This window comes from Bradyrhizobium arachidis (assembly GCF_015291705.1).
In the GTDB taxonomy this organism is placed as follows: domain Bacteria; phylum Pseudomonadota; class Alphaproteobacteria; order Rhizobiales; family Xanthobacteraceae; genus Bradyrhizobium; species Bradyrhizobium arachidis.
The window spans coordinates 728,264-751,949 of sequence record NZ_CP030050.1 but is presented as its reverse complement, the minus strand read 5'-3'; the positions used below and the strand labels follow the sequence as shown (position 1 = coordinate 751,949).

Sequence of the window (23,686 nt, the reverse complement as noted above, 5' to 3'; positions counted from 1 at the left end):
TCCGCAGGGACGGTGAGAGTGGGATTCGCGGAAGGTCCCCCTCACCCGGAATTTGCTCCCGCAAATTCCGGCCTCTCCCCGCAAGCGGGGAGAGGCGAAGAGCTTACATCCCCGGCCAGTCTTCCGCCGTGAGCGTCGCAGCATCGGCGCCGACGATCTCCGACAGCGAATCCCGTCCCGTGCGCAGCAGCGTCGAGGTAAGGTCGCGCTTGATCTCGTCGACGAGGCCGAGGCCCTTGTAGACCAGCGAGGAATAGAGCTGAATCAGGCTCGCGCCGGCGCGGATCTTCGTCAGCGCGGCGCCGCCGGAGTCGACACCGCCGACGCCGACGAGAGGAAATGCGCCCTCGACCCGCACATAGGTCTCCGCGACCATGCGCGTCGACAGGCGGAACAGCGGCCGGCCGGACAGGCCGCCCTGCTCCCTGGCGCGCATCTCCTCGCGCAGCGTGCTCGGCCGCGCGATGGTCGTGTTCGACACGATCATGCCGTCGACCTTGCGCGAGCGCGCGACCTGCACGACGTCGTCGAGTTGGGCGAGGCTGAGATCCGGCGCGATCTTGAGCAGAACCGGCGTATCGCCGGCCTTCTGGCGCACCCGCTCGCGGGCGTCGATCACCCGCGCGAGCAGATCGTCGAGCAGCGCGCCTTCCTGAAGATTGCGCAGGCCCGGCGTGTTCGGCGAGGAGACGTTGACGGTGAAGTAGCTCGCCACCGGCGCGAAGGTCTCGATCAGCTTGACGTAATCGCCGACGCGGTCAGGCGAATCCTTGTTGGCGCCGACATTGACGCCGACGATGCCGCCATGCTGCGCGCGCGCGGCGAGCCGGCGCAGAGCTGCCTCTGCGCCGTCATTGTTGAAACCCATGCGGTTGATCACGGCCTCGTCGCGCTCGAGCCGGAACAGCCGCGGTCGCGGGTTACCTGCCTGCGGCTTCGGCGTGACCGAGCCGATCTCGACGAAGCCGAAGCCGAGCCGCAGCAAGGCGTCGGGCACCTCGGCGCTCTTGTCGAAGCCTGCGGCCATGCCGACCGGATTGGGAAAGTTGAGGCCGAAGGCGCGCACCGCGAGCTTGGCATCGTCAGGGCGCGGCTTGACCGGCGGCAGGAAGCGCAGGCCCTGGATCGCCAGGCGATGCGCATCCTCCGGATCGAGCCAGCGCAGCACCGGCAGCGAGAAAGCGTCGAAGGCGCGGATCACGGGAGAAGCTCCGGTGTGTCGTGGCCGCCATCGGAGCGCATATTGAGGTTCATCACCGCGATCACGGCGCCGAGATCGAGCTCGCCATAGAGATGCGGAAACAGCTCGTCATTGCGCGAGCGCTCCCAGCGCAATTCGCTGCCGAGCGCATCACCGTCGACCTCGACCAGGAACAGCGCGCGCTGCCCGAAATAATGCTTGCGCAGGGTCTCGGGAACCTGGGAGGCCGTCGAGAAATGGATGAATCCGTCGCGCGCATCGTCCGCGCTACCCCGGTACACGCCCTGCCGTTCCGCCTCGCGCCAGGCCGAGGCCGGACAGATTTTGTAGATCTTGACCACCGCTTACGCAGCCCTGTTTGCTCTTTGAGTCTTTTGAGTTTTTTCGTCTCTTGGGGGCCTTCAAAACCCGGCGCGACCGTAAAGGCGGCCCCCGCCGAACTCAAGAGTTAGCCGCCGCCTCTTGCGCGAAAAGCGGAAAACCGGTTGATTTGCGGACAGTTTTCCTGAGTTGCGACGGGCTGGACCTTCGATGGTCAGACAGGCCAAAGCGCAGAGGATACTGACTCACGACCAGATCTGGGTCGCGCTGGATCGGCTGGCGGAGCGTGCCGGCCTGTCGCCGTCCGGCCTTGCCAAACGCGCCGGGCTCGACCCCACCACATTCAACAGATCCAAGCGCGTCACCTCCGACGGCCGTGAGCGCTGGCCCTCGACCGAATCGATCGCGAAGGCGCTGGCGGCGACGGGTGCTTCGATCGACAGCTTCGCCCGGCTGATCGGCGACGAGCCGAGCGAGGACCGCGTCGTCCCGCTGCTCGGCTTCGCACTGGCCGGCGCGAGCGGCGCCTTCGACGAATCAGGCTTTCCATCCGGCAAGGGCTGGACCGAGGCCGCGCTTCCCAATGCCGAAGACGGCCACAGTTTCGCGCTGGAGATGTCCGGCGATGCGCTTGCGCCTGTGTATCGTGACGGCGACATCATCCTGATCTCGCCCGGCGCGCCGATCCGCAAGGGTGACCGCGTGGTGGTGAAGACGAGGGCGGGCGAGGTGACGGTCGCAACGCTGACGCGCCGCACGGCGAAGGCGCTGGACTTGCGGCCGCTCGATGCGACGCAGGGCGAGCGCACACTCGCGACGAGCGATGTGGCGTGGATCGCGCGGATCGTGTGGGCGAGCCAGTGATGGCGTCGTGACCGCACCATGACACCGCCCTGCTCGGAGGTGGTGGAATGGCTGCTGCTCGCCGATCCGATTCAGGTGTCGGCTGCCGATGTCGCCGCGTTCGCAAAGCTCTATCCGATGAACGCGCGTCCCGTGCAGAAGGACAATCGGCGCTTCGTGCTAAGATCAATCTGAGCGGAGGCTCTAACGAATGCTGTCGTCCCGGCGAACGCCGGGACCCATACCGCGTGATCTGTCGGAGAGCGGCGGTCTTCGTACCAACGTAATGGCAATTACGAATCTTCGCCTAACTTCTCCCTGTGGTTATGGGTCCCCGCTTTCGCGGGGACGACGATGAAGCCTCACGCACTCCTTGCCAGCGCGCCGTCGATCATGTTGACCGCGTTCTGTACGCCGTAGACCGCGACGAAGGAGCCGAAGCGCGGGCCCTTCTCCTGGCCGAGCAGCACCTGGTAGAGCATGTTGAACCAGTCGAGCGTCACGCCCGGACGGCCATCCTTGCCCTTCTTGACCTGGTCGAGGAACGGCTCGCGGCGTCCGATCTCGTAGACGACGTTCTGGATGTCCTCGGCGGAAGCGTCCTGCGGCAGCTGCGAGAGCGCATCGCGCAGATCCTGCAGCGCGGCGCGCTCGGTATCAGTTGGCACGCGGAACTGCTTCGTCGGCGCAACGAAGTCGCGATAATAGTTGATGGCGTAGCCGACCATCGCGTCGAGCTTGGGATGCGTCTTGGGGCTCACGCCGGGACGATAGCGGCCGATGAAGCCCCACAACGTCTCGGCATTCTCCGCATTCGACGACGACACCAGCGTCAGCAGCAGCTGGAACGTGACGGGCATGTCACCCTGCGGCGGATGGCCATTGTGGATGTGCCACACGGGATTGCCGAGCTGCTGCTTGCCGTCCTGCTTGGGAAAGCCGTCGATGAATTGCTGATAGTCGTCGACCTGACGCGGGATGACGTCGAAGAACAGCCGCTTGGCCGCCTTCGGCTCGCGATACATGAACAGCGACAGCGATTCCGGCGAGGCGTAGCGCAGCCATTCGTCGATGGTAAGGCCGTTGCCCTTCGACTTCGAGATCTTCTGACCCTTCTCGTCGAGGAAGAGCTCGTAGTTGAAGCCTTCGGGCGGCGTGCCGCCGAGTGCTTTCGCGATCGCGCCTGAGAGCTTCACGGAGTCGATCAGGTCCTTGCCGGCCATCTCGTAGTCGACACCGAGCGCGACCCAGCGCATCGCCCAGTCGGCCTTCCACTGGCACTTGATGTTGCCGCCGGTGACGGGCGTCTCGACCTCCTGGTTGGTATCAGGATCGACATAGGTCACCGTGCCCGCTGCGACATCGCGGCGGATCATCGGCACCTGCAGCACCACGCCGGTGGTCCTGCTGATCGGCAGGAACGGCGAATAGGTCGCGCGACGATCGGGGCCGAGCGTCGGCAGGATGATCGCCATGATCTTGTCGTAGGCAGCGAGCATCTTGAGCAGCGTCGCGTCGAAGCGGCCGGACTTGTAATAGTCGGTCGAGCTCGCGAACTCGTAGTCGAAGCCGAAATGATCCAGAAACGCGCGCAAGCGCGCGTTATTCGCCGCGCCGAACGAGGGATATTCGTTCGAGAAGGGATCGGGCACGGCCGTGAGCGGGCGTCCGAGATATTGCGCGAGCAGATCCTTGTTCGGCACGTTGTCGGGCACCTTGCGCAGGCCGTCCATGTCGTCCGAGAAGGCGAGCAGGCGCGTCTTGATCTTGTCCTCGGTGAGCACGCGGAAGGCATGGCGCACCATCGAGGTACGCGCGACCTCGCCGAAGGTGCCGATATGCGGCAGGCCGGACGGGCCGTAGCCGGTCTCGAACAGCACCTCGTCCTTCGGGCTTTTCTTCAGCCGCGCGACAATGGCCTTCGCCTGCTCGAACGGCCAGGCGTTGGATTGTTCGGCGAGCGCACGCAGGTCGCTCGGGTTCGCGGCAAGATCGATAACGGACATCAGGGGCCTCCGGGCCGCGGAAAATAGCGATTTCCGGGCAGAATGCAAAAGTTGGTGCGACTGTCGCCGCTGTGACTCCCTCTCCCCGTTCTTACGGGGAGAGGGTTGGGGTGAGGGGCTGCTTCCGCGATCACGGTGAGAGTTGGACTCGCGGAGAGTCCCCCTCACCCGGATTGCATCTTCGATGCAATCCGGCCTCTCCCCGCACGCGGGGAGAGGCGAAGAAGAAGCTAAAACGGGCTCACCGAAAAATACCGCAGCCACAGATCGGTGTAGCGGCCTTTTTCCCAGACGCGGAACAGGGCCCAGTTCAGGGCCTGGCGCAGCACGTCGTTGCCCTTGCGGACGGCGATGCCGATGCCCTCGCCGAAGAAGCGGCTCTCGACGAAGGGGCCGCCGGAGAAGGCGCAGCAATCGCCGGAATCGGTGCCGTTAATCCAGAACGCCAGCGAGATGGCATCGCCGAAGATGAAGTCGACCTCGCCCTTGCGAAGTGCGGCGCGGAGCGCATCGTCGTTGGGATAGCCGTGCAGCTCGGCGTCGGTGAACATCGCCTTGAGATACGCCTCATGCGCGGAGCCGGCGATGACGCCGACCTTCTTGCCCTCGAGATATTCGGGGCGGATCTCCGGCATCACCGCGTCCTTGCGCGAGGCGAAGCGCGCCGGCACCCGGTAATAGGGATCGGTGAAGTCGACGCGGGCGCGCAGCTGCGGGCTCACCGCCATGGAGGCGATGATGGCATCGCCGCGGTTCGAGGAGAGCGCGTCGACCAGCGTCTCGAAGCGGCGCATCTGCACCGTGCAGGTGACCTTGATCTCCTCGCACAGCGCGCGGGCGAGATCGACGTTGAAGCCGGCCGGGTTGCCGTCGGCGCCGGTGTAGTTGAACGGTGGATAGTCGGTCTCGGTCAGAAAGCGGATCACGGTCAGGCGCGACAGGTCCGGCCGCTCCGGCCGGCGCCGCGGGTCCCAGAAGCCCGGCACGGCCTGCGGGGCCGCCTGGGGCGCGACCTGCGGCGTGGCCTGGGGCGCCGCCGGCGGCTGCTTGGCCGGGGCCTGGGCGTTCGCGCCGGACAGGCCCGCGAGCAGGCTGACGGCCGCGGCCAGTCCAAGCAGGGCGCGGCGCACGATTTTGGACGGTTTTGCCTGTCGCGACGGGGCCATCGGCGGGAAAGTAATGAATTTCATTGGGATCGGAGGGCCTTATAGACCATCCCGCCGGGAACGCGAGCGCGGAATGCAGGTGCGCTCCCTCCCCCGCTTGCGGAGGAGGGTCGGGGAGAGGGTGTCTCCTCTGGGCGAGACCCCCAAGAGGAGAGAGCCCTCACCCGGCGCTACGCGCCGATCTCTCCCGCAAGCGGGAGAGGTTAAACCGAGACCGGGGCCCGATCGGCCCGCCAAACTAAAGATACCGCTTCAAATCGGCCGCGGCCTCTTCCGGGGTCCGTTTCAGGTTGAACGGCGAGACGAAACGGCCGTCGCGGTCCATCAGGTAGATCAGCGCGGTGTGGTCCATGGTGTAGTCGCCGTCCTTGGTCGGGACCTTCTTGGCGTAGACCCGGTAGGAGGTGATCACCTTGGCGGTCTCGGCGGGGTCGCCGGACAGCCCTTCGAGGTGGGGATCGAAGCTCGACAGATAGTCCTTCATCGTCGCCGGCGTGTCGCGCTCGGGATCGACCGAGATGAAGACGGCATTGACCTTGTCGGCATCCTTGCCCATCGCGCGCAGCACTTCCGACATCTCGAACAGCGAGGTCGGGCAGACGTCGGGGCAATGGGTGTAGCCGAAGAAAATCAGGGTCGGCTTGCCCTTCAGGCTCTTGTCGGTGACGGCCTTGCCGTTCTGGTCGGTGAGCTGGAATGGGCCGCCGATTGCGGCCGGCTGCGCCACCTTGCTGACCCCGCCCATGGCCCAGAACATGATCAGCAGCCCGAGGACAAGGCTTGCGGCGAAGGCGGTCGCGATCACCAGCGGACGGGCGGTGGAGCTCATGAGCGGAAAACTTCCTGTCGCGGATCAGAAGCAGGCGGCAAAGCCGGTCCTGATCATTTCGAAGAACACCTGGCTGCCATAGTGGAACCAGAGCGCCAGCGCGCCGAGCACGATCAGCCCGCCGACACCAGCGCCTGCCAAAAGCAGCACGGTCGGCGCCCGGCCGGCAGTGGACGAATTGTCCTGTAACGGATGTCCCGGGTGCAGCGGTTGAGCCATGACAACGTTGGGGGCGAAGGCCCCGGTTCCCAGGCTTTCAGATAGGCTTTAGCCCGCCTGCGGGCAAGGCGCCGCCAAGCAGGTAAGACGCCGCTGGCGAGCCAAACGACCTATCAGGCCTGTGGTGTCAGTGAAGGAGCTGGCCCCGGGCAGTCTCGACCTGCTCTGGTTGCGGGAGAGGCCGGCGTGCCGGCTTGATCGCCGAAGCCTGGGCGTCCATGTAGCAGGGCTTGTACATGGCCTGGAGCTGCTTGCCCCTCAGGAACAGCATGTGCGGGGTCAGGCCGCCGCGCTGGCTGATCCAGCGCTTCACCTGCGAGGGATACATCGCATAGAGCATCTGGGTTGCTTCCGGATTGGTGACGGCGCGGCCGTTGCTGCCGAAATCCCAGGCGGCGTGGAAGCCGAGCGTCGCGCTCGAGGTTACGCAGATGCGGTCATGCGGGATGGCGCCGAGGACGATGGTGCAGGCCGAGGCGCAGAGGCCGTCGATGATGACCGTCTCCCCCGATTGCCTGAGGTCCTGGTATCTGTCGACGTAGGTTCCAATCCGGCCGCCCCGGTCATCCGCGATGCGGACCACCGCGTGAGAAGCTCCCATGCCCACGATCAAGAGAACCGCCGCAAGCAACCCCGTCAGAAACTTCATTTTCCCCCGCCCCGGTCGAATTCGAATCTGCGTGTCAGGTGGTGATGCAGTGCTAGCGTCCGTCGTAACCAAGGTTTTGTCTAGGCAGGCCGGCTTGATCAAAACAAATTCAAATCCAGTGTTGCGGCGGCGCTGCACCCCGGCCGGTCTCTATCCCAAAGTGGAACAGTTAACGAGGTCTTACGCGCCACGCCCTTGATCTCAGTTACAACCGTTGGCTTCAATCCGGACAATTACAGGGGGGAACTCATGGAGGGGGGAAAGCATGACTGAGGAAACGGACGTCATCGTGGTCGGCGCGGGACTATCGGGGCTCGTCGCCGCCACCGAGATTGCGGACGCGGGCAAGCGCGTGATCGTGGTCGACCAGGAAGGCGAGCAATCGCTCGGCGGCCAAGCGTTCTGGTCGTTCGGCGGATTGTTCCTGGTCGATTCGCCGGAGCAGCGCCGGCTCGGCATCAAGGACTCCTTCGAGCTCGCGATGCAGGACTGGCTCGGCACCGCCGGCTTCGACCGCGACGAGGATTTTTGGCCGCGCCAATGGGCAGAGGCCTATGTGGCGTTCGCGGCCGGCGAGAAGCGCGACTGGCTGCGCGCGATGGGCCATCGCATCTTCCCCGTGGTCGGCTGGGCCGAACGCGGCGGCTATGATGCGATGGGCCACGGCAATTCGGTGCCGCGGTTCCATGTCACCTGGGGAACCGGGCCAGGCATCGTCGAACCGTTCGAGCGCCGCGCGCGCGAAGCGGCGAAGAGCGGCCGCCTCAGCTTCAAGTTCCGCCATCGTGTCGACGCGCTCTCCATCACCAATGGCACCGTGGACGGCGTCAGCGGCGCGATCCTCGCGCCCGACAATGTCGAGCGCGGCAAGAGTTCCTCGCGCAACGTGGTCGGAGAGTTTTCGCTGAAAGCGCCGGCTGTGATCGTGGCGTCCGGCGGCATCGGCGGCAACCATGATCTGGTGCGCGCGAACTGGCCGCAGCGGCTGGGCGAGCCGCCGAAGTTCATGATCTCCGGCGTGCCCGAACACGTCGACGGCCGCATGATCGGCATCACCGAGAAATCGGGCGCGCGGCTGATCAACCGCGACCGCATGTGGCATTATGTCGAAGGCATCCAGAACTGGTCACCGATCTGGCCGCGGCACGGCATCCGCATCCTGCCCGGCCCCTCCTCGATGTGGTTCGACGCCACAGGCACGCGATTGCCGGCGCCGCTCTTCCCCGGCTCCGACACGCTCGGCCAGCTGAAATACATCATGTCGACCGGCTATGATTATTCCTGGTTCGTCCTGACCCAGAGCATCATCAAGAAGGAATTCGCGCTGTCGGGGTCGGAACAGAACCCTGACCTCACCGGCAAGAGCTGGCGCATGACCTTGCGCCGCGCCACCAACAAGGGCGCGCCGGCGCCGGTGGAAGCGTTCAAAAGCCACGGTGTCGACTTCATCGTGCGGGACAAGCTGGACGATCTCGTCGCCGCCATGAACAAGCTCGCGGGCAGCGATCTTCTCAAGCTCGAGCACATCAGGATGCAGATCGAGGCGCGTGACCGCGAGATTGCCAATCCTTACGTCAAGGATGCGCAGGTGATGAACATCCACAATGCGCGGCGCTATATCGGCGACAAGCTGATCCGCACCGCGTCGCCGCACCGCATCCTCGATCCCGCGCAGGGACCGCTGATCGCGGTCAAGCTCAACATCCTCACCCGCAAGACGCTCGGCGGCTTCGAGACCGATCTCGACTCCCGCGTGTTCGGCCAGGAGGGCAGCGTCATTCCCGGCCTCTATGCGGTCGGCGAGGCCGCCGGCTTCGGCGGCGGCGGCGTGCACGGCTATCGCTCGCTGGAGGGCACATTCCTCGGTGGCTGCCTGTTCTCCGGCCGCAATGCGGGCCGCGCAGCGGCGAAGGCGGTGGGGTAGATCATGCGGCGGTGGACGTTGATCGGGGCGCTTGTAGCGGGTCTCGCCGCTGCCCCGGCTGCGTCCGCCGACACCATCGACGTCAACGGCGCGATGCGGTCCTACACCGTGCAGCTGCCGGCCAAACGCAGTGTCCCACTCGTGGTCGTGCTGCACGGCAAGACCCAGCGCGGCGCCGACATGATCGCGCGGACAGCGTGGCCCCAGGTCGCAAAGCGTGAAGGTTTTGCCGTGGCGTTCCCTGACGGGCTCAACCATGCCTGGGCCGATGCGCGAACGAAGGCGGGACCCGCGCTGCGTGGTCCGCCGCCCGGCACCGACGACGTCGCCTTCATCGCGAAGCTGGTCGAGAAGCTGGTGGCGAACGGCACCGCCGATCCGAAACGCGTCTATATCACCGGTATCTCCAATGGCGGCGCCATGGCGATGACGCTCGCTTGCGCCCGCGCCGATCTGTTTGCGGCGGCCGCGAGTGTGGTCATGAACCTCACCGAGGAAACCGCGGTCACCTGTCATCCGTCGCGGCCACTGCCGATGCTGCTCATGAACGGGACCGCCGACCCGCTGGTGCCGTACGAAGGCGGACGCGGATCGAGCTATTTTGCCGCAGACGGGTTCTGGTCGACCGAAGAGACGCTCGCGTTCTGGCGCAAGCTCAATGGCTGCGAGATCGATGACGGCGAAGTAACAGACTTGCCCGACAAGGCGCCTGCAGAGCAGTCCACGGTGACGCGGATCACCTCGCGCTGTCCCAAGGGACACGACGTCGTGCTCTATCGCGTCAAGGGCGGCGGCCACCGCATGCCCGGCTTCGCTCCGGATGCGCGCTTCCCGAGGGTCGCGACCGGGCTGCTCGGACCGCAGAACGGCGACATCGATGGCGCCGAGACGATCTGGACTTTTTTCAGTCAGTTTCCGTGAACGACGCATGCATTGGCAGGCAACGCATGCGTGTCCGGCAACGCATGCGTGCCCGGGGTGGCACGCGGCAGGGCGCTGCGCTAGACAGAGCCGCCATTCCAGCAGGAGATCCCTAATGAGCATTCAGCGTTTCGAAACCGGTCCGCGCATGAGCCAGGTCGTCGTGCACGGCAACACCGTCTATCTCGCCGGCGTCGTCGCCACCAAGGCCGCCGGCGAAAGCGTCACGAAGCAGACCCAGGACATCCTGGCCACCATCGACGGCCATCTCGCCAAGGCCGGCACCGACAAGTCGAAACTGCTCTCGGCCACGATCTACATCACCGACATGAAGACGTTTGGTGAGATGAATGCGGTGTGGGACGCCTGGGTCTCGCCCGGCAACACCCCGGCCCGCGCCACGGTCGAGGCCAAGCTGGCCGCGCCGCAATACACCGTCGAGATCATGGTGACGGCGGCGAAGTAATTTTCGCGATTCAAATTGGCGCGCGCCGATGACCTCCCAGGTAATCGATCGGCGCGCGCAATCCTTCGATAGTCAGGTCAGCCGAACCTCACGGCGCCATCGAAGGAGAGCAACATGACCGACCACACCGCCATCGCCCACTGCTATATCGATCTCTGGAACGAGCGCACGACGAGCCGCCGGCGCGAGCTGCTGAGCGAGACCTGGACGGCGGATGCGAGCTATGTCGATCCGCTGATGAAGGGCGACGGCGCTGATGGCATCGACGCGCTGATATCAGGCGTGCAGCAGCGCTTTCCCGATTTCAGGTTCAAGCTGATCGGCGAGCCCAACGGCTATGGCGACCATCTACGCTTCTCGTGGGGTCTTGGCCCTGATGGTGTCGACAGCCCGATCAAGGGCACGGACTTCGCCGTACTGAAGGACGGGCGGATCAGGAGCGTCACGGGATTCCTGGATCAGGTGCCCGCGGGCGCGTGAGGGGCTGGGTGCCACCTCAAACTCAGCCGTCGTCCCGGCGAACGCCGGGACCCATACCGCGTGATCTCTCGATTGCGAGAGGCAGGAGTAACGAACGACCGATCTTCGCCAATATCTCCCTGGGGTTATGGGTCCCTGCTTTCGCAGGGACGACACCTTTGGTGGGCGCGAGCTTTGCGCCCACCAAATCATTCCACGGCCAACCGATACGCCGCCTTGGCATTCGCCCCGAACGCCTTCTCCCGCGCATTCGGCCCGAGCTTCGCGAGGCACGCCTCCAGCGCGCCCTTGATCTCGCCGTAGCTGCCCGCAAGCAGGCACACTGGCCAGTCCGAACCGAAGATCAACCGATCCTCGCCGAAACATGTGGCGGCATGCGCGACGAACGGGAACAGCCGCTCGGCATCCCAATCGTCCCAGGCCGCTTCGGTCGCGAGGCCCGAGATCTTGCACCAGACATTACCGCAGGCAGCCAACGCTTTGATACGGTCAGCCCATTCGTCGCTGCCGCCATCGGCGATCGGCGGCTTGGCGGCGTGGTCGAGCACGAAGCGCGCTTGCGGGAAGGCCTGCGCGGTTGCGATCGCGGCCGGCAGCTCGCGGGTACGGACGAGGAAATCGTAAGCGAGATCGCGGGCAAACACCGCGGTGAGACCGCGCTGGACGTCCTCGCGCAGTAGCCAGTCGGGATCGGCTTCATCGTGGACCTGGTGGCGGATGCCGATGAGCTTCTTCCCGCCGGGCGCCGCACGCAGCCGGTCCAGCGTCTCGCCGAGGATGACATCCGTCAGGTCGGCCCAGCCGACCACGCCGATCACCGAGGGCGTCGCATGCGCAATACGCAAGAACTCTTCGGTTTCCTCCAGCGCGGAGCGGCACTGCACCACGATACTCGCGTCGATGCCGTTCGCCTTCAATAACGGCGCGAGATCGGCGGGACCGAAAGCACGGCGGATCGGCGCGAGCTCGGGCGCATCCATCCAGGGATAGTCGGCGCGCGCGGGATCCCAAAAATGCTGGTGAGCGTCGATGATCATGGCTTACGCTCCGCCCGGCAGCGGCGCCCTTGCGTCGACGAGGTTTCGCGCGCGCAGCTCCTGCCAAAAGGCCTGCGGCACGACCTTCTCCGACATCGCGATGTTGTCGGCGACTTCGCCGGCATTGCGCGCGCCCATCACGGCCACCGTCACGGCCGGATGGGTCATGCAGAACTGAAGCGCGGCGGCCTTCAGCTCGGTGCCGTGCTTGCGGCAGAGTTCATCGAGCTCGACTGCCCGTGAGACCAGCGTCGCATCGGCGTCCTGATAGTTGAACTTCGCACCCGCATGCGGATTGGCCAGAATGCCGCTGTTGTAGATGCCGCCAAGCAAAATGCCGATGTTCTTCGCCTGACAGAGCGGAAACAGCGCATCCAGCGCGCCCTGGTCGAGCAGGGTGTAGCGGCCGGCGAGCAGGAAGCAGTCGACCGGCACGGCTTGCGCAAAGCGAACCAGCATTTCCGACTGGTTCATGCCGGCGCCGATCGCTTTGACCGTGCCATCCTCGCGCAGGCGCTGGAGCGCACGGAAGGCACCGGCGACGGCGGCGTCGTAGTGATCATCGGGATCGTGCACGAGCAGGACGTCGATACGGTCGAGCCCGAGGCGAGCAAGACTTTCCTCGACCGAGCGCAGCACGCCATCGTAACTGAAATCGAACACCGGCCGCTCGCGCGGCGTGCCCTTGTAGTGCTCGTCCTCGGCGGCGCCGCCATCGGGAGCGCGCAGCAGGCGGCCGACCTTGGTCGAGATGGCATAGGAGTCGCGCTTCTGCTGGCGCAGGAACCCGCCGAGCCGGCGCTCGGCGAGGCCAAAGCCGTAGAGCGGCGCGGTGTCGTAGAAGCGGATACCGGCCGACCAGGCGCGCGCGACCGTCGCCTCCGCATCGGCATCGCTTACGGGACTGAACAATCCGCCGAGCGGGGCGGAGCCGAGGCCGATTGAGGTGACGTCGAGAGGGCCGAGCCGCGAGCGTTTCATTCCAATTCTTCCAATTTTCTTCTGGCCGTCCAAAGATCATCTCCCCCGCCTGCGGAAACCGCAAGCGGGGGAGCACGCAGGAGCGCGGGGCTGGCGGCGCTCCTACTTCAGCATCTGCGCGACGTTGTCCTTGGTGACGAGATCGAGGCCGGTGTAGACGATCTCCGGCACCTTCTCGCCCTTCTTGATGGCGAGCAGCGTGTCCATCGCCTTCTCGCCCATCTCGAACGGACGCTGGCCGACCAGGGCATTGGCGTAACCATCGCGCAGCAGCTCGAGCTGCATCCTCAGCGTGTCGGCGACGACGAGCGTGAACTTGCCGCTGTCGATGTCCTTCTTGTTCCTGGAGGCGAAGGCCTTGAAGCCCTCGGGGGCGAACATCGGCCAGCCGCCGATCGGAACGATCGCGGCGAGGTCAGGCGTTGCGGTGCGCATGTCCGTCATCTGCTGGACCGCGAGCGCGGGATCGTCGTTGCAGAAGGTCGGAGAGCCCGCAACCTCGGTCCATTTCGAGCCCTTCAGCGCCTCGCGCACGCCGTCGACGCGCTCGGCGAGGTTCTTGGCGCCGGGACCGCCCGAGACCATCGCGTATTTGCCGCCATCGGGCCGCATCTTCAGCAGCTGCTTGCCGAGCGCGACGCCGAACTCCTTGTTGTTGGTGCCGATATAGGCGATGCGCTTCGAGCCGGGCGCGTCGGCATCGAAGGTGATGACGGGGATGCCCGCTGCGGTTGCCGCCTCGATCGACTTGGTCATGGCCGCGACGTCGGCGACCGAGATGGCGAGGCCGTCGACCTTCTGGGTGACGAAGTCCTGGATGATCTGCGCCTGCGTTGCCGGCTCGTGCTCGACCGGCCCCTTGTAGATGCATTCGATGTTGCCGAGCTCCTTGGCGCGCTTCAGGCAGCCGTCGCGCGCGAAGTCGAAGAACGGATTGTTCATCGCCTTGGGCACGATGACGAAGCGATAGTTCGCGGCGAACGCCGGCGTCGCCATCATCGCAACGGCGATGCCGGCAAGAAGAAGTTTCCTCATTGTCTCCTCCACCCTTGTTTGGTGCCCATCCTCTCGAAAGCGCCCGGGAAGCGGACAGGCGGCGTTTTCATTGCCTTCCCGGGACGACGTCACGTCAGGTCATCCGCGAGCGGATGCGGTCGACCAGCACGGCCAGGATGATGATCACGCCCACCAGCGTCTGCTGCCAGTAGGAGGATACCTGCGCCAGCACGAGGCCGTTGCGGATCACCTCGAGCAGCACACAGCCGACGATGGCCCCGAGCGGGCCGCCGATGCCGCCGGCGAGGTTGGCGCCGCCGATCACGGCGGCCGCGATCACGTTGAGCTCATAGGAGGTCGCCATGTTGGCGGGCGCGGATCCGAGCCAGCCGGAGATGATGATGCCCTGGAGGCCCGCGGCGAGCGCGCAGATCACGTAGACTTCGATCTTCACCCGTACCACCGGGATGCCGGTCAGTTCCGCCGCCTTCTCGTTGCCGCCGAGCGCGAAAACGTGGCGGCCGAACGCGCTGTGGTGCAGCACCACCGCCATCGCCAGCGCGAGGATCACGAGATAGATGAACGGCACGGGCACGCCGAGCACGTCGCCGGAGGTCAGCGCGTAGAAATAATCGGCGTCAGGCCCGCCCGGGAAGCTGCCGCGACCGTTGGAGACGACATAGCCGAGCCCGCGCACGATCGAGAGCATGCCGAGCGTGGTGACGAAAGGCGACAGGCCGAGCACGGCGATGCAGAAGCCGTTGACGAGCCCGGCGATCAGCGCGACGCCAAGGCCGGCGAGGATCGACACCAGCAGGATCAGGCCGGGCACGTTGGCCAGCACGGTCTTTCCATCGGCCGCCATGTGCACCAGCGGTGATCCCGGCGCCGACAGCTCTGTCATCACCATCGAGGTGATCATGGCGGAAAAACACATCATCGATCCCACCGACAGATCGATGCCGCCGGTGATGATGACGAAGGTGACGCCGAGGGTGGCGATGGCGATGAAGGAAAAGTTCTTCGCCACGTTCTGCATATTGCCTTCGGTGAAGAAGTACGGGCTGGCGAAATGCATGATCACCAGCAGCACCGCGAGCGCCAGCAGCACGTAGCCGGTCTGCGAGGCGAAGATGCCGCGCTGCCACCATCTGATCTTGCCGACGTTGGAGAAGGTGATCGGGGATTCCATGGGCATGGCCATCACGCCGCCTCCTTCGCGCCGGTGATGAGGGCGGTGACTTCCTCCGGCGAGGTCTCGTGGATCGGCTTGTCGGCGCGCTTCTCGCCGCGGCGCATGACGATGACGCGGTCGCACACGGCGAACACGTCGGGCATGCGGTGCGAGATCAGCATCACGGCAACGCCCTGCTCCTTCAGGCGGTGGATCAGGCCGAGCACCTGCTCGACCTGCCGCACCGAGATCGCAGCGGTCGGCTCGTCCATCATGACCAGCCGCGCATTGGACAGCCGCGTCCGCGCGATCGCGACGGCCTGACGCTGGCCGCCGGACATCTGCTTGACGAGGTCGTCGGGGCGCGTCTCCGAGCGCAGCTCGCCGAACAAGTCCAGCGCGCGCGCGGCCATCGCCTTGTGGTCGAGCAGGGCGATGGGTCCAAACTTGCGCTTCAACTCGCGGCCGAGAAACACGTTGGCGGCTGCGGACAAATTGTCTGCGAGCGCGAGGTCCTGATAGACGACCTCGATGCCGACCGCGCGGGCATCGACGGGCCGGTTGAAATGCACCGCACTGCCGGCAAAGCGCATCTCGCCATGAGTGGGGCGAAAATTGCCGGCGATGATCTTGACCAGCGTCGACTTGCCCGCGCCGTTGTCGCCCATCAGGCCGACCACCTCGCCCGGAAAGACCTGCATGTCGACATCGTGCAGCGCGCGGATCGCGCCGAACTCCTTGCCGATGCCGGAGAGCTCGAGGATCGGTGTCGTCGCGTCAGCCTTTGTCATCAGCGGCGTTCCTCAGACGTAGCGGTTGACCAGGGATTCCAGATATTCCTGCCGGCCCGAGCACGGCTGCGGGTCGAAGCCGGAGCTCATCGCGCGGTCAGCGAGATCGGTGAGCGAGCGCTGACCGCCGAGAATGGCGCGACCTTCTGGGCCGGCCCATCCGTCGTAGCGCTTCGCGATCGGCGTCGTGAGCACACCGCCATCGAGCATGTCGGCGGCGGCAAGGAAGGCGCGCGCGCAGGCATCCATCGAGCCGACATGGGCATGGATCAGATCGTCAGGATCGATCGACTGCCGGCGGATCTTGGCGTCGAAATTAAGCCCGCCCGAGGTGAAGCCGCCGCGGTTCAGGATCTCGTGGAACACCAGCGCCAATTCCGGCACGTTCATCGCGAACTGGTCGGTGTCCCAGCCGAGCAGATCGTCGCCGCGGTTGATGTCGAGCGAGCCGAACACGCCGAGCGCCTCGGCCAGCGCGACCTCGTGATGGAAGGAGTGGCCGGCGAGGATGGCGTGGTTCTGCTCGATGTTGAGCTTGACATCGTTGAGGAGGTCGTAGCGTTCGAGGAAGCCGTAGCAGGTGGCAACGTCGAAATCGTACTGATGCTTGGTCGGCTCCTTCGGCTTCGGCTCGATCAGGATCGGCCCCTTGAAACCGATCTTGTGCTTGTGCTCGACCACCAGCGAGACGAAGCGGCCGAGCTGGTCGAGCTCGCGCTTGAGATCGGTGTTGAGCAGCGTCTCGTAGCCCTCGCGCCCGCCCCACAGCACATAGTTCTGGCCGCCGAGCCGATGCGTCACCTCCAGTGCGGCGCGGACCTGGCCCGCCGCATAGGTGAAGATATCGGGGTCCGGATTGGTCGCCGCGCCCGCCATGTAGCGGCGATGCGTGAACAGATTGGCCGTGCCCCAGAGCAGGCGGACTTTTGCCGAGGCCATCTTTTCTTCGAACAGATCGGCGATGGCGTTGAGGTTGGCGACGGACTCGCGGAGCGAAGCGCCTTCCGGCGCGGCATCGACGTCGTGGAAGGTGAAGAACGGGACGTCGAGCAGGCGGAACAGCTCGAAGGCGACATCGGCCTTGGCGCGGGCCTGGGCCATTGCGTCGCTGCCGTGATGCCACGGCCGCAGGAACGTTTCGCTGCCGAAGGGATCGCCGCCGGGCCAGCACAGCGAATGCCAATAGCAGACCGCAAAGCGCAAATGATCCTCGAGCCTGCGCCCATGCACGATGCGGTCCTTGTCGTACCAGCGGAAGGCATGTGTGTTCGCCGCATCCTTGCCCGCAAAGGTAACGGGCGTGCTGGCATCGAAGAATCTGGCTGGCGCGTTCACTTAAATCGTCTCCTTCAATGCGGGATAAAGCGCGCGCCAGCGGCGATAGGCCTCGTCATAGGCGGCGGTCACGGATCGACGGGATGCGAAACTCGCAAGCCGCCTCGGGCGGGTGCAGACATCAGCCGGCTTCTCACCGGTGGCGGCGAGCCGTCCGAGCCGTGCGGCACCGAGCGCGGCACCCACCTCGCCCTCTTCAACGCGATGGACGGGAATGCCGAGCACGTCGGCGCAGATCTGCGCCCACAGCGGCGAGCGCGAGCCGCCGCCGACCAGATCGAGTTCAGTGATCGGCCCGCTGGCCGAGCTGAGCGCCGCCAGATTGTCGCGCGCGGCGAAGGCGACGCCTTCGAGCACGGCCTGCACGATCTGGCCGCGCCCGGTCGCCGCCCGCAGGCCGACGAAGGCGCCGCTCGCGGCGGCATCGTTGTGCGGCGTGCGCTCGCCGTCGAGATAGGGCAGGAATTTGATCGGGCTCGGCCCGTCGACGCGCTCGCCGAGCGGCGCCAAGAGCGCTGCGGCCGGCGTCTCCATCACGCCGGCGAGCCAGGCGAGCGAGGCCGCGGCCGACAGCATCACGCCCATCTGGTGCCAGAGGCCGGGCAGCGCGTGGCAGAAGGCGTGCACGGCCGAAGCCGGCGCCGGCGCGAAGCGATCGGTGACACGGAAGACGACGCCCGATGTGCCGAGCGACAGGAAGGCATCGCCCGGCGCGATCGCGCCAAGCCCGATCGCGCTCGCCGCGTTGTCGCCGGCCCCGCCGGCCACCACGACGTCCTTCGCCATGCCCCAACGCCGCGCGTGTTCCGGCGCGAGCGTCGCGCTGACCTCGCTGCCCTCGGCGAGGCGCGGCATGTGGTGAAGATCGAGGCCTGTCGCATGCAGCAGCAGGGCTGACCAGCGGCGCTCGCCGACATCGAGCCATAGCGTGCCGGCCGCATCCGACATGTCCTCGACCATCTCACCGGTCAGCCGATAGCGCACATAGGCCTTTGGCAGCAGCACCTTTGCGACGCGCGCGAAGATCTTCGGCTCATGCCGCGCGACCCAGAGCAGCTTTGGCGCGGTGAAACCGGGCATCGCCGGATTGCCGGCGATCATGTGCAGTGACGGACAGCGCCGCTCCAGCGCCACGCATTCGGCCTGCGAACGGCCGTCGTTCCAGAGAATCGCCGGGCGCAGCGGCCGTCCATCCTCGCCGAGCAACGTCGCGCCATGCATCTGCCCCGATAGCCCGATGCCGGCGACCCGCGCGACCTCGCGCGGATGATGGCGCGCGAGATCATCGACCGCGCCGATCGCCGCATCGACCCAGGCATCGGGGTCCTGCTCGGACCACAGCGGCGCCGGATGCGACAGCGCAAGCTCGCGCGTCGCCGTCGCGATAACCGCGCCGGCTGCATTCACGAGCACCGCCTTCACACCGGACGTGCCGATGTCCAGTCCGAGATACACGGCATCCTCCCTTTTGCCTGTCACCGGTGAGCGATCTTGAAGTCGCCTTGTCCGCCATGTGTCGTTCAAAGTCCGCTGCCGCTAAGGCAGATTGTCCCGCATCACGATGTCGATCCTGATCTTCTCCTGTTCGCGCAGGATCGGCTCGCCGCGCGCGAGCGCGAGCAGCACGCGCACCGCGGCACGCGCCTCATGTCCCGGATTCTGCGAGATCGCGGCATCCATCACGCCCTGGAGCAGCAGCCGGCGCGTCAGCGCGGTGACGTCGTGCCCGACAAACACGACCTTGTCGCGGCCGGCCTCGCTCAACGTCTTGTCGTTCAACGCCTTGGCAACGCCCTGTGTGCCCGCGCCGACGTTATAAAGCCCGACTATGTCAGCATGCCTGCCCAACAGCCGCGCCAGCAGCTGCTCGGAACGGTCGTCCTCGTCGCGCCCTTCCAGCACTGGCAGCACGCTGAGGTCAGGGAATTCCGAGGCCATGACCTGGTTGAAGCCGAAAATGCGCTCGGCGTGATCGCGCAGACCCTGCGAGCCCGCGACGATCGCGACCTTGCCGGAGCGCCCGCCGGCCAGCCGCCCGACCAATGCGCCGGCGGTGCGGCCCGCGGCGATATTGTCGATGCCGACATAATGGTGGCGGCGTGAGGACGGCACGTCCGAGACCAGGGTGACGACCTTGGTGCCGGCCTCGACGAGATCGTCGATCGCGGCGCGGACGCCGGGATGATCCAGCGCCACCACGGCGACGCCGTCATAATCGTCCGACAGCGCCTCCAGCGAGGCCGCCAGCACGGAGGGGTCGAACACGTCGGTCGCGACCATCTCGACATTGAGGCGGCGGGCCGAGAGCCAGGCCGACATCTCGCCGAGATAGGCCTCGATCTGCTGCATGAACGGGTTCGGCCCCGACGGCATCACGAAGGCGAAGCGGCGCGCGCGGCCGCGGGCGAGCTCGGCAGCCGCCACATGCGGCTGGAAGGAATTGCGCTCGATCGCCTCCCTGACGCGCCGGACCGTGTCCGGCCGCACGCCGGGCCGGTTGTGCAGCACTCGGTCCACGGTCGCGAGGCTCACGCCCGCCTGACGGGCGATGTCCTTCAGCGTCAGCGCAATGGCGGTGAGAGCGTCTTCAGCCATGGCTGAAGGCTAGCAGAGGCGTTTTGAGGTACGCAACTCATTTTGAGGGGCGACGAAATATTTTCGTGCCCTGGTTGCGTCCGGGCCGGGCTAGCCGCCGATCAGATCCAGCGTCAGGAACAGGCTGTTGGGATCTTCGACATAGCCCTCGAACGGGCCGCAAAGCACAAAGCCGTGCGCCTGGTAGAGCGCGTGCGCGGGCTTGAAATAATCCCACGAACCGGTCTCGAGGCTAAGCCGTTCCAGACGGCGCACGCGGGCCTCCGCGATAATGTGGCGGAGCATCTCGCCGCCAAAGCCGCGCCGCCGCGAGGCCTGAAGCGTGTGCATCGACTTCACCTCGCCATGGTCGGCGGAAAGCGTCTTCAGCGCCCCGGTGGCGACCAGCATCTCGCCGTCCCAGCCGGTCCAGAACGCGACGTCGCTCGCACGAAGGCCGGCCAGATCGAGCGCATGGGCGCTGCCTGGCGCGGTCTGCGCCCGGGCCGCCGTGACGTGATGATCGAGCAGCGCAATGACGCGCGGATCGAAGGTGTCGCCGGTGCGGATCTGCATCGTCACGGCCGCACGCTGCTTGCAAGCTGCTTCTGCATGAAGACGAGATCGAGCCAGCGGCCGAACTTGCAGCCGACCTCAGGCATGCGGGCAACTTCGGCGAAGCCGAGCGAGGCATGCAAGGCGATCGAGGCGGCGTTGGCGCCATCGATGCCGGCCACCATCGCATGCTTGTTCAACGCCGTGGCGCGTTCGATCAGCGTCGCCATCAGGCTGCGGCCCACGCCAAGCCGATGATGTCGCTCGCTGACATAGACCGAATTCTCCACGGTGTGGCGGTAGCCGGGAAACGGGCGGAAATCACCGAACGAGGCGAAGCCGACGACTTCCCTGCCCTTCATCGCGACCAGCACGGGATAGCCGGCTTCTTGTCGCGCGAAAATCCACGCGCGCCGCGAAGCCAGATCAGCCGGGCCGTCGGTCCAGACCGCCGTGGTGTTGAGCGCGGCATAATTGTAGATGGCGAGGATGTCCGCAGCATCCTCCAGCGTGGCGTCCCGCACGATCAGGGGCATCACATTTTCCCGTAAGACGTGCCGCGCCGCGTGATGATGACGTAGCGGGCATCCTGTTTGGTTTCGTTCTCGAAGGTCACCGCACGCATCACGTCGAAGTCGAGACAGTCGCCGTCGCGCAGGCGCACCGACTTGGCGTCGATATGCACGCAGACCGCCCCTTCCAGCATCAGGAGTTGCTGGGTGAAGGCGTTGCGGCCCCAGGGGCTGTAGGACACGCGCGCGCCGGCCGGCAGGTCGACGACGATGATCTCGATGCCGCTGGCCGCATCCGGCGGCGAGGCATGACGCCGCCGGTATCCGCTGTCGGGATCGCGCCAATGCGGCTGGTCGGCCAGGCGCATCAGCCGCTCCGGCGGCTTCTCCGCGAGCGCAACGACGTCGCTGAGGGTGACATCGAGCGCCGCGCAGAGCTTGTTGAGCAGCGCGGCCGTCGCACTGCTCTGCGCCCGCTCCACCCGCCCGATCATGGCCCGGCTGACGCCGGAGCGCACTGCCAGCTCGTTCAACGTCATGCCGCCTTGCGTCCTCAACGTCTTCAAGCGACGACCGATTGCACGGTCGAGTTTCTGCTGGTCCATCTCTTTGCAGGTCCTGGTCTTCATCCGAACTTTGCCCGGCAGGAGGACCGCGCCCATCGGGCGGGGAGAAGCTTAAGGCTGGCGAGGCGCGCGTGCCGGGGGCGGAGAGCTAATATATTAGAATCTTTGCGAGGCCTGTAGGGCCGACTAGGATGCGCCCCACCACGATGGACCCGGGAGGCGACGACATGGGCGAGCCGACGCAGCGGACGATCAAGGCCAATGGCATCAGCCTCAACGTCGCCGAGCAGGGCGAGGGGCCCATGGTGTTGCTGTGCCACGGCTTTCCGGAAGGCTGGTACTCCTGGCGCCACCAGCTCGAGGCGTTGGCGGCGGCCGGCTACCATGCAGTTGCGCCCGACATGCGCGGTTACGGCAAGAGCGATCGGCCCGAAGCGATCGACCAGTACACGATCCTCCATATGGTCGGCGATCTCGTCGGCGTGCTCGATGCCTTCGCGGCAAAGCACGCCGTCATCGTCGGGCATGACTGGGGCGCGACGATCGCCTGGCACACCGCACGCCTGCGGCCCGATCGCTTCCGCGCCGCCGCCATCCTCAGCGTGCCCTATCGGCCGCGCAGCGAGGTACGGCCGACCAGCGTCATGCCGCAGACGGCGGACGCACAGTTCTATCAGCTGTACTTCCAGGAGCCGGGGGTCGCCGAAGCCGAGTTCGAGCGCGACCCGCGCGCCACGCTCGCCGCCATGCTCTTCGGCGGTTCCGGCGAAGGCGTGGCGGCGATCCGCGCCAATGCCGAGCGTCAGGGGCGGACCGCTGGCGTCGGCATGGTCTCACGCAAGGACGGCATGTTGCCGAAGGTGCAGGTGCCGCTGCCGTCGTGGCTCAGCGCCGCCGATCTCGATTACTACGCCGCCGAGTTCGCCCGCAGCGGATTTCGCGGACCGCTCAACTACTACCGCAACATCGATCGCAACTGGGAGCTGATGGGCGCCTTCGAGGGCATGAAGGTGATCGTGCCCGCGCTCTACGTCGCCGGCGACCACGACGTGGTCATCGCCTTCCCCGGCGCCGCCGAGCACCTCGCCAACATGAAGCAATGGGTGCCGCAGCTGCGCGAGATCAGGATGCTGCCAGGCTGCGGACACTGGACGCAGCAGGAACGGCCGACGGAGGTGAACGCGGCGCTTGTCGAATTCCTGCAGAGCTTACCGAACTAAAGCTTGGAGCGGGCGAAGGGAATCGAACCCTCGTATGCAGCTTGGGAAGCTGCCGTTCTACCATTGAACTACGCCCGCTTATGCGCGTCTTGCGCCCGTCTTGATTAGCCGAGACGGCGCGCGCCGCCAAGCGGTTTGGCGCAGCCGGCCGGACGCTTCTTAATGTTTTGGCAAGATTTTGGGTGCGCCGGATTGTGGCGGTGTTATGATCGGCTGTCTGGGGAGAGACGTGCACTGAGTGGGGCGTGTGCATGGTGGGGCGTGCTTACGCGATATTCGACACGGCGATCGGGCGCTGCGGCATCATCTGGAGCAGCACCGGCATCGTGGCTGTGCAATTGCCGGAGGCGCGGGAGATCGACACCCGCCGCCGGATTTTCCAGGTCCATCCCGAAGCGCGCGAGCAGCGCCCATCCGAGAACGCCGAGCTGGCGATCGAGGGGATCGTGGGCCTGCTGCAAGGCGGCGATCCCGATTTCTCCGAGGTCAGCCTGGACGCCGGCGGCGTGCCCGGCTTCAACCGGCGGGTCTATGAATACACCTGCACGATCCCGCGCGGAGAGACGCGCACCTATCACGAGATCGCCAAGGCGCTGGGCGCCTCCGGCGCCGCGCATTCGGTGGCGCAGGCGATCGCGAAAAATCCCTACATGCTGATCGTGCCCTGCCACCGGGTGCTGGAGGCCGGCAATTACACCGACCGGATCTCGCCTTACGGCGGGGTGATCTCCAAGCGGCGGCTGCTGTCGCTGGAGGGCGCCCACCCGGTCGCCAGCAAGACGCTGTTCGAGGTGCTGTTGCCCGTTGCCCCTTCGAGACCGAGCTAAGGCGCGATCTCGATCGCGCCTTAGCTTTGTTTTTTGGTCATGATCTTGTCGGTCAACCGCTACACACTTGTCCGGATCATCCCTAGATAGGCG

The 23,686-nt window shown here is 66.0% G+C and carries 25 protein-coding genes, 1 tRNA gene and 1 pseudogene; 8 read left to right on the top strand and 19 right to left on the bottom strand.

Translation table 11 applies throughout. The features are described 5' to 3' along the window. Positions 1 to 103: 103 nt before the first annotated feature. Entirely contained in the window at positions 104 to 1,201 is a 1,098-nt protein-coding gene (locus tag WN72_RS03540) for a quinone-dependent dihydroorotate dehydrogenase (protein WP_027564778.1), read from the bottom strand. After that, complete coding sequence (locus WN72_RS03535; RefSeq protein ID WP_027564779.1) at positions 1,198 to 1,542, bottom strand: DUF952 domain-containing protein; 345 nt, start codon at positions 1,540 to 1,542, stop codon at positions 1,198 to 1,200. Before WN72_RS03535 ends, WN72_RS03540 begins: the two co-directional genes overlap by 4 nt. Before the next feature lie 190 nt (positions 1,543 to 1,732). Between WN72_RS03535 and WN72_RS03530 the strand changes: the two genes are divergently transcribed. Further along, positions 1,733 to 2,386: a S24 family peptidase gene (locus WN72_RS03530; protein ID WP_027564780.1), complete on the top strand. Its 654-nt coding sequence runs from the start codon at positions 1,733 to 1,735 to the stop codon at positions 2,384 to 2,386. Between the two features lie 21 nt (positions 2,387 to 2,407). Continuing rightward, a pseudogene (locus WN72_RS03525) lies at positions 2,408 to 2,560 on the top strand (carbonic anhydrase family protein); the annotation flags it as partial. A gap of 167 nt (positions 2,561 to 2,727) precedes the next feature. Here WN72_RS03525 and WN72_RS03520 read toward each other — a convergent pair. The 5 genes from WN72_RS03520 to WN72_RS03500 form a co-directional block, all read right to left on the bottom strand. Beyond that, positions 2,728 to 4,371 (bottom strand): lysine--tRNA ligase, encoded by a 1,644-nt coding sequence (locus WN72_RS03520; RefSeq protein ID WP_092219253.1) that lies wholly within the window; start codon positions 4,369 to 4,371, stop codon positions 2,728 to 2,730. Positions 4,372 to 4,601: 230 nt separating this feature from the next. Continuing rightward, positions 4,602 to 5,537 (bottom strand): ABC transporter substrate-binding protein, encoded by a 936-nt coding sequence (locus WN72_RS03515; protein ID WP_027564782.1) that lies wholly within the window; start codon positions 5,535 to 5,537, stop codon positions 4,602 to 4,604. A gap of 238 nt (positions 5,538 to 5,775) precedes the next feature. Then, positions 5,776 to 6,366: an SCO family protein gene (locus WN72_RS03510; protein ID WP_027564783.1), complete on the bottom strand. Its 591-nt coding sequence runs from the start codon at positions 6,364 to 6,366 to the stop codon at positions 5,776 to 5,778. 24 nt (positions 6,367 to 6,390) lie between these two features. After that, positions 6,391 to 6,585, bottom strand: a complete 195-nt coding sequence (locus WN72_RS03505) for a hypothetical protein (protein WP_027564784.1) — start codon at positions 6,583 to 6,585, stop codon at positions 6,391 to 6,393. A 127-nt stretch (positions 6,586 to 6,712) separates the two neighbouring features. Then, positions 6,713 to 7,234: a hypothetical protein gene (locus tag WN72_RS03500; RefSeq protein WP_027564785.1), complete on the bottom strand. Its 522-nt coding sequence runs from the start codon at positions 7,232 to 7,234 to the stop codon at positions 6,713 to 6,715. Positions 7,235 to 7,499: 265 nt separating this feature from the next. Between WN72_RS03500 and WN72_RS03495 the strand changes: the two genes are divergently transcribed. The 4 genes from WN72_RS03495 (at position 7,500) to WN72_RS03480 (ending at position 11,025) form a co-directional block, all read left to right on the top strand. Continuing rightward, the gene (locus tag WN72_RS03495) at positions 7,500 to 9,158 is read left to right on the top strand and encodes an FAD-binding dehydrogenase (RefSeq protein ID WP_092219257.1); all 1,659 of its coding nucleotides are present in this window, start codon (positions 7,500 to 7,502) and stop codon (positions 9,156 to 9,158) included. Positions 9,159 to 9,161: 3 nt separating this feature from the next. Continuing rightward, complete coding sequence (locus tag WN72_RS03490) at positions 9,162 to 10,079, top strand: CE1 family esterase (RefSeq protein ID WP_092219259.1); 918 nt, start codon at positions 9,162 to 9,164, stop codon at positions 10,077 to 10,079. A 115-nt stretch (positions 10,080 to 10,194) separates the two neighbouring features. After that, positions 10,195 to 10,545, top strand: a complete 351-nt coding sequence (locus WN72_RS03485; RefSeq protein ID WP_027564788.1) for a RidA family protein — start codon at positions 10,195 to 10,197, stop codon at positions 10,543 to 10,545. Positions 10,546 to 10,659: 114 nt separating this feature from the next. Continuing rightward, positions 10,660 to 11,025, top strand: a complete 366-nt coding sequence (locus WN72_RS03480) for a nuclear transport factor 2 family protein (RefSeq protein ID WP_027564789.1) — start codon at positions 10,660 to 10,662, stop codon at positions 11,023 to 11,025. Between the two features lie 188 nt (positions 11,026 to 11,213). On the opposite strand, the gene WN72_RS03475 is transcribed toward WN72_RS03480, so the two are convergent. The 11 genes from WN72_RS03475 to WN72_RS03425 all read right to left on the bottom strand — a co-directional run bounded on the left by WN72_RS03475 (position 11,214) and on the right by WN72_RS03425 (position 21,585). Further along, complete coding sequence (locus WN72_RS03475) at positions 11,214 to 12,062, bottom strand: amidohydrolase family protein (RefSeq protein ID WP_092219261.1); 849 nt, start codon at positions 12,060 to 12,062, stop codon at positions 11,214 to 11,216. A 3-nt stretch (positions 12,063 to 12,065) separates the two neighbouring features. After that, positions 12,066 to 13,043 carry an aldo/keto reductase gene (locus WN72_RS03470; RefSeq protein ID WP_092219263.1) on the bottom strand — a complete coding sequence of 326 codons (978 nt, stop codon included), beginning with the start codon at positions 13,041 to 13,043 and terminating at the stop codon, positions 12,066 to 12,068. Between the two features lie 102 nt (positions 13,044 to 13,145). After that, a complete protein-coding gene (locus WN72_RS03465) occupies positions 13,146 to 14,078 on the bottom strand; it encodes a sugar-binding protein (protein WP_027564792.1) in 933 nt (310 codons plus the stop codon). Between the two features lie 94 nt (positions 14,079 to 14,172). Next, positions 14,173 to 15,243: an ABC transporter permease gene (locus tag WN72_RS03460; protein WP_027564793.1), complete on the bottom strand. Its 1,071-nt coding sequence runs from the start codon at positions 15,241 to 15,243 to the stop codon at positions 14,173 to 14,175. Further along, positions 15,243 to 16,004 carry an ATP-binding cassette domain-containing protein gene (locus WN72_RS03455; RefSeq protein WP_027564794.1) on the bottom strand — a complete coding sequence of 254 codons (762 nt, stop codon included), beginning with the start codon at positions 16,002 to 16,004 and terminating at the stop codon, positions 15,243 to 15,245. Before WN72_RS03455 ends, WN72_RS03460 begins: the two co-directional genes overlap by 1 nt. Positions 16,005 to 16,016: 12 nt before the next feature. Further along, a complete protein-coding gene (xylA, locus tag WN72_RS03450; RefSeq protein ID WP_092219269.1) occupies positions 16,017 to 17,339 on the bottom strand; it encodes a xylose isomerase in 1,323 nt (440 codons plus the stop codon). Continuing rightward, entirely contained in the window at positions 17,340 to 18,794 is a 1,455-nt protein-coding gene (xylB, locus tag WN72_RS03445; RefSeq protein WP_092219271.1) for a xylulokinase, read from the bottom strand. Positions 18,795 to 18,875: 81 nt separating this feature from the next. After that, a complete protein-coding gene (locus WN72_RS03440) occupies positions 18,876 to 19,934 on the bottom strand; it encodes a LacI family DNA-binding transcriptional regulator (protein WP_092219273.1) in 1,059 nt (352 codons plus the stop codon). Between the two features lie 90 nt (positions 19,935 to 20,024). Continuing rightward, positions 20,025 to 20,489, bottom strand: coding sequence for a GNAT family N-acetyltransferase (locus WN72_RS03435; RefSeq protein WP_167381105.1), 465 nt, complete (start codon positions 20,487 to 20,489; stop codon positions 20,025 to 20,027). Between the two features lie 2 nt (positions 20,490 to 20,491). Continuing rightward, positions 20,492 to 21,004, bottom strand: coding sequence for a GNAT family N-acetyltransferase (locus WN72_RS03430; protein ID WP_167381100.1), 513 nt, complete (start codon positions 21,002 to 21,004; stop codon positions 20,492 to 20,494). Beyond that, positions 21,004 to 21,585, bottom strand: coding sequence for a helix-turn-helix domain-containing protein (locus WN72_RS03425; RefSeq protein WP_027564800.1), 582 nt, complete (start codon positions 21,583 to 21,585; stop codon positions 21,004 to 21,006). Before WN72_RS03425 ends, WN72_RS03430 begins: the two co-directional genes overlap by 1 nt. A gap of 188 nt (positions 21,586 to 21,773) precedes the next feature. On the opposite strand from WN72_RS03425, the gene WN72_RS03420 reads away from it, so the two are divergent. Beyond that, positions 21,774 to 22,766, top strand: a complete 993-nt coding sequence (locus tag WN72_RS03420) for an alpha/beta fold hydrolase (RefSeq protein ID WP_092219324.1) — start codon at positions 21,774 to 21,776, stop codon at positions 22,764 to 22,766. 4 nt (positions 22,767 to 22,770) lie between these two features. Here WN72_RS03420 and WN72_RS03415 read toward each other — a convergent pair. Continuing rightward, a tRNA-Gly gene (locus WN72_RS03415) sits at positions 22,771 to 22,844 on the bottom strand. A 173-nt stretch (positions 22,845 to 23,017) separates the two neighbouring features. On the opposite strand from WN72_RS03415, the gene WN72_RS03410 reads away from it, so the two are divergent. Beyond that, positions 23,018 to 23,593 (top strand): methylated-DNA--[protein]-cysteine S-methyltransferase, encoded by a 576-nt coding sequence (locus WN72_RS03410; protein WP_092219326.1) that lies wholly within the window; start codon positions 23,018 to 23,020, stop codon positions 23,591 to 23,593. Positions 23,594 to 23,686: the final 93 nt, after the last annotated feature.